The sequence below is a fragment of the Pseudomonas idahonensis genome, from assembly GCF_037903935.1.
In the GTDB taxonomy this organism is placed as follows: Bacteria; Pseudomonadota; Gammaproteobacteria; order Pseudomonadales; family Pseudomonadaceae; genus Aquipseudomonas; species Aquipseudomonas danubii.
Window position 1 is genome coordinate 3802288 of sequence record NZ_CP149586.1, and the last position, 12679, is coordinate 3814966.

At 64.4% G+C, this 12679-nt stretch carries 11 protein-coding genes; 8 read left to right on the forward strand and 3 right to left on the reverse strand.

The features are described from left to right. Positions 1–652 precede the first annotated feature (652 nt). Positions 653–1831: an IS481 family transposase gene (locus WIN67_RS17050; RefSeq protein ID WP_339069461.1), complete on the reverse strand. Its 1179-nt coding sequence runs from the start codon at positions 1829–1831 to the stop codon at positions 653–655. A gap of 309 nt (positions 1832–2140) precedes the next feature. Between WIN67_RS17050 and WIN67_RS17055 the strand changes: the two genes are divergently transcribed. From WIN67_RS17055 to WIN67_RS17090, 8 genes are all read left to right on the forward strand, one after another. Beyond that, entirely contained in the window at positions 2141–2782 is a 642-nt protein-coding gene (locus tag WIN67_RS17055; RefSeq protein ID WP_110652621.1) for a DUF1345 domain-containing protein, read from the forward strand. Between the two features lie 204 nt (positions 2783–2986). Then, positions 2987–3928 carry a choline ABC transporter substrate-binding protein gene (locus WIN67_RS17060; RefSeq protein ID WP_339069463.1) on the forward strand — a complete coding sequence of 314 codons (942 nt, stop codon included), beginning with the start codon at positions 2987–2989 and terminating at the stop codon, positions 3926–3928. Positions 3929–4016: 88 nt separating this feature from the next. Beyond that, positions 4017–4949 carry an alpha/beta hydrolase gene (locus tag WIN67_RS17065; protein ID WP_339069465.1) on the forward strand — a complete coding sequence of 311 codons (933 nt, stop codon included), beginning with the start codon at positions 4017–4019 and terminating at the stop codon, positions 4947–4949. Positions 4950–5105: 156 nt separating this feature from the next. Further along, on the forward strand, positions 5106–6131 hold the full coding sequence (locus tag WIN67_RS17070; protein ID WP_339069467.1) for a LacI family DNA-binding transcriptional regulator: 1026 nt from the start codon (positions 5106–5108) through the stop codon (positions 6129–6131). A 75-nt stretch (positions 6132–6206) separates the two neighbouring features. After that, a complete protein-coding gene (locus tag WIN67_RS17075; protein WP_339069469.1) occupies positions 6207–6989 on the forward strand; it encodes an AP endonuclease in 783 nt (260 codons plus the stop codon). After that, complete coding sequence (locus tag WIN67_RS17080; RefSeq protein WP_110596630.1) at positions 6982–7944, forward strand: sugar kinase; 963 nt, start codon at positions 6982–6984, stop codon at positions 7942–7944. Before WIN67_RS17075 ends, WIN67_RS17080 begins: the two co-directional genes overlap by 8 nt. A gap of 154 nt (positions 7945–8098) precedes the next feature. Further along, positions 8099–9394 carry an MFS transporter gene (locus WIN67_RS17085; protein ID WP_339069474.1) on the forward strand — a complete coding sequence of 432 codons (1296 nt, stop codon included), beginning with the start codon at positions 8099–8101 and terminating at the stop codon, positions 9392–9394. Between the two features lie 19 nt (positions 9395–9413). After that, positions 9414–10409 carry a 2-hydroxyacid dehydrogenase gene (locus tag WIN67_RS17090; RefSeq protein WP_102882647.1) on the forward strand — a complete coding sequence of 332 codons (996 nt, stop codon included), beginning with the start codon at positions 9414–9416 and terminating at the stop codon, positions 10407–10409. Positions 10410–10499: 90 nt separating this feature from the next. Here the strand turns inward: WIN67_RS17090 and WIN67_RS17095 are convergent, their stop codons facing one another. Together WIN67_RS17095 and WIN67_RS31135 are read right to left on the reverse strand one after the other, a co-directional pair. Next, positions 10500–11699, reverse strand: coding sequence for a pyridoxal phosphate-dependent aminotransferase (locus tag WIN67_RS17095; RefSeq protein ID WP_213665293.1), 1200 nt, complete (start codon positions 11697–11699; stop codon positions 10500–10502). 85 nt (positions 11700–11784) lie between these two features. After that, entirely contained in the window at positions 11785–12648 is an 864-nt protein-coding gene (locus WIN67_RS31135) for a methyl-accepting chemotaxis protein (protein ID WP_372820920.1), read from the reverse strand. Between the last annotated feature and the right edge of the window lie 31 nt (positions 12649–12679).

Sequence of the window (12679 nt, forward strand, 5' to 3'; positions counted from 1 at the left end):
GGCTCGGCATGCCCTCACTCCGGCATTGATCCGTGGGCCGCCGCCACCGGCCATCCATGGCCGGGTGGCGGCTAACCCGGCATCCCTGCCGGGTTACCCACGGATCAATGCCTGCGTTCGGCCATCGTGGTTAACGGGGCTAACAGATCAAGATCAAAAGCCAGAGCAAGATCAAAATCTGACGGCGGCCTGCCGGCCGGCCTGTTTCATTGCCGTTCGCGTTAATGTAGCCGCTGCCGAAGGCTGCGAACGCTCTGGGCGGCACTCCGTCGCAGGAGACGCTAAACCTGCCTCCCCGATATTCCTGACATATCGCGTCGCCTGGTTTCGCAGCCTTCGGCAGCGGCTACAAGGAGCCGGCCTGCGCACCTTGGCTTTGGCTTTGGCTTTGGCTTTGGCTTTGGCTTTTGATCTTGATCTTGATCTTCAGGCCCCTTCCCAGCCGGCCGAGCGTAGGCGTTGCGTAGGGGGCAGCTCGGCATGGATGCCGAGCTAGCCGCCACCCGGCCATGGATGGCCGGTTGGCGGCGGGCCCCCGGAGCAATGCCGGAGAGAGGGAACCCCGAGCCCCAGCGAGGGGCCCATGGAGGGGCAAGTGAACGGGACAACCACATAGGTAACAGAAAAGTTCAGGCACATCGGTAACACCCAATCAGGCCTGCACTGCCGTATTGAGCCTGATGTAACCATCCTTGGCGTCTTTCAGATCAAAGCGGCCCAGCTTGATTGGACCAAATATGACCTCCCAAACTCCCTCGCTAATGCGTTCCAAGCCAACAGTTTCGCGCTTGAGAACATTGCCGACATAGATCCTGAGACGACCTCTGTTGACCACACCACAAGAGTCAACAACATAGGCTTCTATATGACTCGGGTATCTCATTACGGGTAACCGAGCCGGATAAGTACGCTGCGAACTGCAATAACAAGAAGCCGGTGTTTTCTGTCCAAGTGCTTCATGCAGCCGTTCATGATTGTAGTGCTGCATGAACAGATCAAAGTGTTTTTGCTGAGCGCCCCATTCGATTTCCGGAGGGCTGGCCAGAGTACTTTTCAGTGTGCGATGCATCCGTTCATGGCGACCATTTTGCTCGGGACGACCCGGCTGGATTCGTTCGGGAATAATGCCCAAACGTAGCCACCAGATAGACAACAACGACAACCCAGCACGCCCTGCACTGGCAAAAGGAACTCCATTGTCAGTACGTATCCGCTCAGGCATCCCATAGGTTCTAAACAATCGCTCAAAGGCAGTCTTGGCGTCTTTGAAGTTGGTGCTGGGCATGCTCTCGCAGGCCAATAAGAAACGGCTCGCATGGTCCATAACCGTCAACGGGTAACACCAAACACCTCCTCCCGTCAGGTACTGCCCCTTGTAGTCAGCACTCCATAACTGATTGGGAACATCTGCTTTTTTCAAAGGACTTGGATAAATCGCAACACGCTGACGCAGCCGCCTAGGCGTCACCAGGCCTGCTTGTTTGAGGATGTTGTAGATACTGGTTTTAGAGGGCGGTTCCTGTCCTGGAAAACGTTCGGCCAAAGAAGCCTGGATCTTCTTGGGCCCCGGCGTTGTAGGACCTTTTGAGCGCAACTCGATAATCGCGGCCTTGATTTCAAAGGGAATGAGATGCGCCTGACAATGTCGACTTCGACTCTTCTCATCCAGGCCACGCACACCGTCTGCGTTGTAACGGGCTACCCATTTGTAACCCGTTTTTCGGCTGATGCTGTGTGCCGCACACAGCTCGCTGAAGTTAAAGCGTCCCAATAAATAGTCCGCAATGAACATCACTTTAAGGTCCATAGGGTTCAGCTCTCGCCACGGCATGGTCAGATCCTCGGAATCGACCCTGCCAGTTAAAAACTGTTACCTATGTGCTTGAACTGGTTTGTTACCTATGTGGGTGAGTCATACCCAAGCGTTTTTTGGTTCCTTTTTTTGGCGTTTGAAAAAAAGGGACTCGCCGTAAGGGCGAAACCCTAAGTGGCCGCACCCGCAGGAATGGATATGTACCCAAACCCCAAACCATCAAGACAAACCCGCCAGCCGCCACCCCCGCAGCAACCGCTATCCCCCCCCTTTCAAAATCCCCCCACATGCTAGTGTTCCCCCACTGCCCAGAAGCTGCGAGCCCCCATGTCTTTCGTGATCCGAACCCACCCCCGCCTGACCTTCGGCGTGCTGATCGGCTGCGCCGTCGGCATCCTCGCCCCCGCGCAAACCCTGACCGGCAAGCTCCTCATCGGCTGGAACGCCGCAGTCTGGACCTACCTGGCGCTGATGTTCTGGCTGACCGTGCGGGCCCGGGCCGAGGACGTGAAACGCATCGCCGAAACCGAGGACGAAAACGCCGGGCTGGTGCTGTTGATCGTCTGCGTCGCCGCCATCGCCAGTCTGGTGACCATTACCCTGGAGCTGGTGGGCAGCAAGGACCTGGATACCCCTCAGCGTCTGCTGCATTACGGCTTCACCGGGCTCACGGTGATCGGTTCCTGGTTGCTGGTGGGGGTGATCTTCAGCGTGCATTACGCCCGCCTTTACTACACCTGGAATGGCAAGGAACCGGCCCTGCGCTTTGCCGAGGAACTGACCACGCCGAACTATTGGGACTTCCTCTACTTCTCCTTCACCATCGGCGTGGCGGTGCAAACTTCGGACGTCGGCGTGGCCACCCGCGAGCTGCGCAAGATCGTCCTCGCCCAATCGTTGATCGGCTTTGTGTTCAATACCGCGATCCTGGGTTTCTCCATCAATATCGCCGCCGGACTGTTCAGCTGAAACGGCACAAAACGCCTAAATCCGAGCCCTGACACAAAGGCTGGATAAGCCTGTGCCCGTGAGACGCATCCAGGCAGTCGTCTCAGTGCAAAAGCCGGTCGCTACAGAGCGCTTCCCGGACCATCAGGGCCACGTAAGGTGGCCAGTACGGCGCAACAAGACGCCGCTCTGAACAACAAGCCACCTGCCGGAAGAGATCCTCTGATGAAAACACCGTTCAAGCGTTGTTTCCTGCTCCTCTGCGCCACTGCACTGCTCAGTTCCCCCACCTGGGCCGCCGAGCCTGCGTCCTGCAAGACCGTGCGCATGGGGGTGGTCAACTGGACCGATGTGATCGCCACCAGCGCTGTGGCCGATGTGCTGCTGGGTGGTCTGGGCTATGACAGCAAGCAGACCAGCGCGGTGCAGCAGATCATCTTCGCCGGCATCCGCGACAAGCGCCTGGACATTTTCCTCGGCTACTGGAAGCCCGCCATGGACCAGAACATCGCGCCCTTCCTCGAGGCCGGGCAAGTCAAGGTCATGGCCCAGCCCAGCCTCGTCGATGCCCAGGCAACCCTGGCGGTGCCGGACTACGTGGCCCAGGCGGGCCTGAAAACCTTCGCCGACATCGCCCGCTTCAAGGAGCAGCTGGGGGGCAAGATCTACGGCATCGAGCCCGGTAGCGGCGCCAACACCACGATCAAGACCATGATCGACACCGACCACTTCGGCCTCAAGGGCTTCAAGCTGATCGAATCCGGCGAGGCCGGGATGCTGGCGGCGGTGCAACGGGCGATCAATCGCAAGGAGTTCGTGGTGTTCGTCGGCTGGACCCCGCACCCGATGAACATCAACATGGCCATCACCTACCTCACCGGCAGCGAAGACGTGTACGGCCCCAACGAGGGGGCGGCCACGGTGTCCACAGTCACCGCGCCGGACTACGCCGAGCGCTGCCCCAACGTGCATCGGCTGCTGCAGAACCTGACCTTCAGCGCCGCCCAGGAAAGCCAGCTGATGGTGCCGATCATGCAGCGCAAGGCGCCCCAGGACGTGGCCCGCCAGTGGCTGCGCGAGCACCCCGAAGACCTGCAGCGCTGGCTGACGGGGGTCACCACTTTCGACGGCCGCGACGGTGTGGCTGCGGTCAAAGCGAACCTGTAACCGCCCCTGTAGGAGCCGGCTTGCCGGCGAAGGCAGTCTCACGGACCTCTTCGCTGGCAAGCCAGCTCCTACCCCTGTGAGGCTATCCATGAGCCATTACCCGCTTTCTGCCGAGCTGGCGGCCTTCGTCCAGCGCACCCTGAGCTACACCAGCGCCGACAGCAGCCTCAAGGGCCTGCGCGACAGCTATGAGCGCATGTGCCGGGATTTCACTCCGGCCCATCCGCCCGGCCTCGCCGTGCATCAACGGCAACTGGCCCAGGTGCCGCTGCGTTTCTATCACCCCGACCGCGTCGTCCCGGAGTGTGGCTGGCCCTGGCTGCTGTACCTGCACGGTGGCGGCTGGGTGCTGGGCAGCCTGGATTCCCACGATTTCATCACCGCCCATCTGGCCCACGAGTTGCAGGCGCTGGTGATCGCGGTGGACTACCGGCTGGCCCCGGAACACCCGTTCCCGGCCGCCTTCGACGATTGCCTGGCGGTATGGCGGGCTCTGGAGCAGGGGCTGGGCCCTGTGCCTCTGGATCACCGCCGTCGGCTGGTGATGGGCGACAGCGCCGGGGGCAATCTGGCCGCCGCTCTGTGCCTGGCCCTGCGGGATGCCGCTGAACCCTTGCCCGCCGCACAGGTGCTGGTCTATCCCGGGCTGGGCGGTGCCGCCAACCTGCCCTCGCGCAGCCAGTGCGCCGATGCCCCGCTGCTCAGCAGCAGTGACCTGGAGTGTTTCCAGGCGCTGTACCTGCCGGAGCCCGAACCCACCTCGCCCTATGCCCGGCCGCTGCTGGCAGAGGACTTCAGTCACCTGCCGCCGGCCTTTATCGCGCAGGCAGAGTTCGACCCCTTGCGCGACGACGGCCAGTGCTATCACCAGCGCCTGCTGCAGGCCGGCGTCGCCAGCCAGCTGTACCCGGGCCTGGGCCTGGTGCATGGCTGCCTGCGGGCCAGAGGGCTGGCGGCGGAAGTCGATGGGCTGTACGACGCCCTGCTGCGGGCCCTGCGCGAGTTTCTTGAGCCAGCCTGAGCCCCTACCGTTGGTCAGCCACCTTCAGTCCTGACGCAAATTTATCGACGTTGCGCCCTTGACGGCAGAATGGGTTTTGCGGTTTCCTGAAACCGGTTTCAGCACCGTACCCGGAAGCACTGCAAACCGATAATTCCAAGAATAAGGTCGTCGCCCGTGAATCAGTTTTCCGCCGCCCAGCGCAGCCGCGTCACCATGCTCGATGTCGCCCGCCACGCCGGGGTCTCCAAGGCCAGCGTGTCGCGCTTTATCGGCGAAGACCGCGCCCTGCTCTCCGATGCCATTGCCTTGCGCATCGAGCAGGCCATCAGCGCGCTGGGCTACCGCCCGAACCAGATGGCCCGCGGTCTGAAACGCGGGCGCACCCGCCTGATCGGCATGCTGGTGGCCGATATCCGCAACCCCTACTCGATTGCCGTGATGCATGGCGTGGAAACCGCCTGCCGCCAGCACGGCTATAGCCTGGTGGTGTGCAACACCGACCGTGACGATCAGCAGGAAGCCCAGCACCTGGCCAACCTGCGGGCCTACAACATCGAAGGCCTGATCGTGAACACCCTGGGTCATCACCTGGAGCAGTTGCTGGAGTTGCAACAGGAAATGCCCATGGTCCTGGTGGACCGCAAGCTTGAATCACTGCACGCCGATCTGGTGGGCCTGGACAACCCGGCGGCGGTGCACAGCGCCATCGAGCACCTGGAGCAGCAGGGTTATCGCGACCTGCTGCTGGTCAGCGAACCCCATGACGGCACCAGCTCGCGGCTCGAACGCAGCGCCGCCTTCCAGGACGAAGTCGCCCGGCGCCCGGCCTTGCGCGGCCAGTCACTGGAGACCGGCGCGGCCCTGGCCCGCCACCTGAAAGACTTTCTCGACGCTCCCGGCCCTGGCCCCAAGGCGCTGTTCTGCGCCAACGGCGTGGCGGCCCTGGCGGCGACCCGGGTCCTGCGTGAACTGGATTGCCCCTTGTTCGAAGGCATCGGCCTGATCGCCCTCGACGACCTGGACTGGTACCCCCTGGTGGGCAGCGGCATCACGGCCCTGGCCCAGCCCACCGAAGCCATAGGCACCGCCGCTTTCCAATGCCTGCTCAAGCGCCTGCGAGGCGATACCGGCCCGGCGCGGGTGCTGGACTTTGCGGCGCAACTGATGGTTCGCGGCTCCACCCGAAAACACCCTGTGTAATCCCGAGCACCCTGCATCGCAGCGTGTCCCGGGTTTTCTCGAATAAAAATGAAACCGGTTTCAGAGGTCTGAAGCATGCATCAATCACCCGTCTCCATCAGCCTGTCCAGCTACGGCGCGGATCTGGTCCGCCAGCACGGCCAGGGCCATTTCATTCCCCTGGTGGCCGCCGCCGGCGCTTCGTGCATCGAGTGGCGCGAAGAACTGCTGACCCACGAGAAGCCCGAGGAACTGGCCCGCAGCGCCCGGGAGCACGGCCTGGAAAGCGTATTTTCCTCACCCCTGGAGCTGTGGCTGGCCGAGGGCTACGAACCCAACCCCGAGCTGCCTACCACCTTGCAACGGGCCCGGGCGTTCGGCGCCAAGCATCTGAAAGTGTCCCTCGGTCACTTCACCGAACATCACGACCTGGGCAGCCTGGCCAGCCTGCTGTCAGGCCAGCCCCTCGCCCTGCTGGTGGAAAACGACCAGACCGTGCATGGCGGGCGCATCGAGCCCTTCCAGGTTTTTTTCAACGCCGTGCAAGGGTGGAACCTGCCCCTGCGCATGACCTTCGATATCGGCAACTGGGAGTGGCAAGAGCAGTCGGCGCTGACGGCCGCGCGCCTGTTGGGCCGGCATGTGGACTACGTGCACTGCAAGGCGGTACGCCTGCGGGGCGACGGCAAGCGGGTGGCCCTACCGCCCGGCGCCCCGGAGTTGCAGCAGTGGGAACACCTGCTGCAGCACATGACTCAAGGTATTACCCGGGCCGTGGAATACCCCCTGCAAGGCGACGACCTGCTGCAGGTGAGCGCCGAGCAGGTCGGCCTGCTGGCCCGCCTCGGCCAGTCGCGACTGGAGCCAGCCCATGTCTGAGATCGATGTTCTGTCCTTCGGGGAAACCATGGCCATGTTCGTCGCCGAGCACAGCGGCGACCTGGCCCGGGTCGAGCACTTTCACAAGCGCATTGCCGGGGCCGACAGCAACGTGGCCATCGGCCTGTCGCGCCTGGGTTTCAAGGTGGCCTGGCTGAGCCGGGTCGGCAACGACTCCCTGGGACGCTTCGTGCTCGACACCTTGCAGGCCGAGGGCCTGGACTGTCGCTTCGTGCGCCGCGACCCGCTGCACCCTACCGGCTTTCAGCTCAAGTCCCGGGAAGAAACCGGCGACGACCCGCGGGTCGAGTATTTCCGCCGCGGCTCAGCCGCCAGCCACCTGAGCCTCGACGACCTGGCCCCGGCCCTGCTCCAGGCTCGCCATCTGCACGCCACCGGCATTCCCCCGGCCCTTTCGGACTCGGCCCGGGAACTGTCCGGCCACCTGATGCAGACCCAGCGCGCCAGCGGCCGCAGCCTGTCCTTCGACCCCAATCTGCGTCCCGGCCTGTGGCCCAGCGAGTCCCAGATGATCCGCGAGATCAACCGCCTGGCGGCCCTGGCTCACTGGGTGCTGCCGGGCCTCGGCGAGGGACGCCTGCTCACCGGGCGTGACGACCCGGCGGACATCGCCGCCTTCTACCTGGACCAGGGCGCCGAAGCGGTGGTGATCAAGCTCGGGGCCCATGGCGCCTACTACCGCACCCATCTGGACGCCGGCTTCGTCGACGGTGTGCCGGTGGCCCAGGTGGTGGACACCGTAGGTGCCGGCGATGCCTTCGCCGTGGGCCTGATCAGCGCCCTGCTGGAAAGCCTCAGCGTGAGCGAGGCGGTGCAGCGGGCCAATTGGCTGGGCAGCCGCGCAGTACAAAGCCGTGGCGACATGGAAGGCCTGCCCAGACGCCACGAACTGCCCGACCAGGCAGCGCCCCTGAAAACCGCCTGCGCCTCGTAGGAGCTGGCTTGCCAGCGAAGGGGCCCGCCAGGGCGATGCAAGGCTCGAGGGCCTCCTCGCCGGCAAGCCGGCTCCTACACAACAGCATTGCGCATCCGAACGAACACCCAGAACCACCTGTTGCGACAAAAACAACAAGCTCAGGAGAACTTTCATGGACACGCTCAAACTCGCCGCCCGCCGCTGGTGGTACATCATGCCCATCGTCTTCATCACCTACAGCCTGGCCTACCTGGACCGCGCCAACTACGGCTTTGCCGCCGCCTCCGGGATGGCCAACGACTTGCAGATCACCCCGGGGCTGTCCTCGCTTTTGGGGGCACTGTTCTTCCTCGGCTACTTCTTCTTCCAGGTGCCAGGGGCGATCTACGCGCAAAAACGCAGTGTGAAGAAGCTGATCTTCGTCAGCCTGATCCTCTGGGGTGGCCTGGCCACCCTCACCGGGATCGTGTCCAACGCCTACACGCTGATCGCCATTCGCTTCATGCTCGGGGTGGTGGAGGCCGCGGTGATGCCGGCGATGCTGGTGTACCTGTGCCACTGGTTCACCCGGGCCGAACGCTCCCGGGCCAACACCTTCCTGATCCTCGGCAACCCAGTGACCATGCTTTGGATGTCGGTGGTCTCAGGCTACCTGGTGGAGCATTTCAGCTGGCGCTGGATGTTCATCATCGAGGGTTTGCCGGCGGTGCTCTGGGCCTTTATCTGGTGGCGCCTGGCCGATGACCGGCCCAGCCAGGCCCAGTGGCTCAGCGACCAGGAGAAGCAGGACCTGGAAAGCGCCCTGGCCGCCGAACAGCAAGGCATCAAGGCGGTGAAGAACTACGCCGAAGCCTTCCGCTCGCCCAAGGTGATCATCCTCGCCCTGCAGTTTTTCTGCTGGAGCATCGGGGTCTACGGTTTCGTCCTGTGGTTGCCTTCGATCCTCAAGCACGGCGCGCAAATGGACATGGTGGAGGCCGGCTGGCTCTCGGCCCTGCCCTATCTGGCGGCGGTGATCGCCATGCTCGGGGTGTCCTGGGGCTCGGACCGGACCCAGAAACGCAAGCGCTTCGTCTGGCCGCCGCTGCTGGTGGCCGCCATCGCCTTCTACGCCTCCTACCTGCTGGGTGCCGAACACTTCTGGTGGTCCTACGGGCTGCTGGTAATCGCCGGAGCCTGCATGTACGCGCCCTATGGGCCGTTCTTCGCCATCGTTCCGGAGATTCTCCCGGCCAACGTCGCCGGCGGCGCCATGGCGCTGATCAACAGCATGGGCGCCCTGGGTTCCTTCGGCGGCTCCTATCTGGTGGGTTACCTGAACAGCGCCACCGGCTCGCCGGGGATGTCCTACCTGCTGATGAGCGGCGCCCTGCTGCTCTCGGTGCTGCTGACCCTGCTGCTGACACCCGGCGCCGGAGCGCCTCGGGCCAAGGGCCTGCCCCTGCCGCGCCGCCTGGCCCACTCCTGAACTGCCACAGAGAACCGTCATGAAAAAACACCTGGTGCTGTACAAGAAACTCTCGCCGTCGCTGATGGCGCGCCTGCAGGAACAGACCGAGGTCACCCTGATCGAAGACCTGGGCCCAACCGGCCTCAAGGCCCTGCGCCAGGCCCTGCCCAGCGCCGATGGCCTGCTGGGGGCGAGCCTGCGCCTGGACGCCGAGCTGCTGGACCTGGCGCCGCGCCTGCAAGCGGTGGCCAGTGTCTCGGTGGGGGTCGACAACTACGACATCGACTACCTGACCCAACGCGGGATTCTGCTGAGCAACACCCCGGACGTGCTCACCGAAACCACCGCCGACACCGGTTTCGCCCTGATCCTGGCCACCGCCCGGCGCGTGGTGGAACTGGCCAACATGGTTCGCGCCGGGCAATGGAACCGCAACATCGGACCGCTGCATTTCGGCAGCGACGTGCACGGCAAGACCCTGGGCATCATCGGCATGGGGCGCATTGGCGAGGCGTTGGCCCAGCGTGGGCATTTCGGCTTCGGCATGCCGCTGATCTACCACAGCAACAGCCCCAAGCCGGCGGTGGAGCAACGTTTCAATGCCCGCTACCGCAGCCTGGAGCAACTGCTGCAAGAGGCCGACTTCATCTGCCTGACCTTGCCCTTGACCGAGAAAACCCAAGGGCTGATTGGCCGTCGTGAACTGGCGTTGATGCGCCCGCAAAGCATCTTCATCAATATTTCCCGAGGCAAGGTGGTGGACGAAGCGGCCTTGATCGAAGCCTTGCAGGAACGACGGATACGCGGCGCCGGGCTGGACGTGTTCGAGCGCGAACCGCTGGACCACCGCTCACCGCTGCTGCAATTGCCCAATGTGGTGGCCACGCCGCACATCGGTTCGGCCACCCACGAAACCCGTGAAGCCATGGCCCGCTGCGCGGTGGACAACCTGCTGGCGGCCCTGTCGGGGCAGCGCCCAGCCAATCTGGTGAACACCGCCGCCTGGACCGCTCCATCACAGCGCCAGGCCTAACCGCCGCGTGCCCCTGGCGAGCACCTCTGCAGACGCGGGCTTGCCGGCAAACGCGTTCGCCAGGGCGGTGCATGACATGCAAGCCGGCGCCTACAGGTGGAGGGTTGCGGGGCGTTGTTCGAGAATCTGCTCGGTGCAGCGGGCAATGCGCCGGCAGGCCTCGGCCAGGCGCTCGCAGTCCAGCACCAGGCCGATGCGAATGTGGCCCGCGGCGCTGGGGCCGAAGGCTTCACCGGCCAGTACCGAAACGCCATGGTCGTCCAGCAAGCGGTCGGCAAAGCGCTGGGCGTCCAGCCCGGTGCGGCGTACATCCACCATGACGAACATGCCGCCATCCGGGCAGATCGGGGTCAGCCCCGGACACTGGCCCAGCAGCGCGCACACCAGGTCCCGGCGCCGTCGGTACTCGTCGCGCATCTGCGCCAGCTCCGGCAGGTCGCTGTCCAGGGCCACCACTGCGGCGTTCTGCACAAAATCCGGCAGGCCGTACAGCATGCACAGGGCCAGGTTGCTCAGGTGCCCGGCCAGGGTCGGCGGGGCAATCACCCAGCCCACCCGCCAGCCACTCATGGCATGGGACTTGGACAGGCTGTTGATGGTGGCCGTGCGCTCGCCCATGCGCGGCAGGCTGCCGGGGCTAAAGTGCTGGCCCTCGTACAGCAGGTCGCAATAGACCTCATCGGAAATCAGCCACAAGTCGTGGGCAAAGCACAGCCGCGCCAGGGCTTGCCAGTCGTCGAGGGACAGGCTCGCGCCCGACGGGTTGTTCGGGCTGTTGAGCAACATGGCCCGGGTGCGCGGGGTGATCCGCGCCGCCATGTCCCGCGGATCGACGCGAAAGCCCTGCTCGGCCCGCACCGGCACCGGCACGATGCGGGCCCCGCAGGCGCCGAACACGCCTTCGTAGGTGACGTACATGGGCTCGGCCACCAGAACCTCGTCCCCGGGATTGAGCAGGCACTGGGCCACGGAAAACACCGCGCATTGGGCGCCCGGCAAAACCACCACATGCTCGGCGTCGACAATCTGTCCGCAGCGCTGATGATGGCGCCGGGCAATGCAGCTGCGCAGCGCCAGGTTGCCGCGCACGTCCGAATAGTGGGTATCGCCGGCCAGCAGGCTGTCGATCGCAGCCTGGACCACGGGCTTGGGGGTATCGAAATCCGGGTCGCCGATGGTCAGCAGCAACACATCCCGCCCCTGCTCGCGCAGGGCCAGGGCCCGGTAGTGGATGTTCCAGGCTGCGGAACCTTCTCCGACAATCCGTTGGGTCAGGGCTGAGTAGCGCATCGCTTTCTCCATGAAAGATGCTTCAGCCAAAACCCTAGGTGCTGGCGGGGCACTCGTCGAGCGCCCGGCCCCACCGTTCGCGCCCTTAGACCACGAAGCGCGCCACCATGGCGTTGAGATCCACCGCCAGGCGCGACAGTTCATGACTGGCTGAACTGGTCTGGTTGGCCCCGGCCGCCGACTGGATCGCCAGGTCACGGATGTTCACCAGGTTGCGGTCCACCTCGCGGGACACCTGGGCCTGTTCTTCCGAGGCACTGGCGATCACCAGGTTGCGCTCGTTGATCTGATTGATGGATTCAGCGATCTGCTCCAGGGACTCGCCAGCGGCGCGGGCCAGCTCCAGGGTGCTCTGGGTCCGCCGGTTGCTCTGCTGCATGGACTCCACCGCTTCGCCGGTGCCGTTCTGGATACCGGCCACCATCTTCTCGATTTCCTGGGTCGACTGGGCGGTGCGATGGGCCAGGGCCCGCACCTCGTCGGCCACCACGGCAAAGCCACGCCCGGCCTCGCCGGCACGGGCCGCTTCGATGGCGGCGTTAAGCGCCAGCAGGTTGGTCTGTTCGGCGATGGCGCGAATCACGTCCAGCACCTTGCCAATGTCCCGGCCCTGGGTCGCCAGGCCTTCGATCATCACCGAGGTGTTTTGCACGTCATGGGCCATGGTCTGGATCGCCTCGACGGTCTGCACCACACGGTCGCGGCCTTCGCGGGCGGCCTGGGTCGACTGCTGGGACGCCTCGGAAGTGGACACTGCGTTGCGTGCCACCTCTTCCACCGCTGCGGTCATTTCGTTGACTGCGGTGGCGGCCTGCTCGATCTCGGTGTTCTGCTGCTGCACGCCGCGAGAGGCTTCCTCGGTCACTGCGCTGAGTTCTTCCGAGGCCGAAGCCAGCTGGGTCGCCGAACCGGCGATCTGCTCGATGGTGCGGCGCAGGCTGGCCTGCATCTGCGCCAGGGCGCGCAACAGGCGTGCCGGC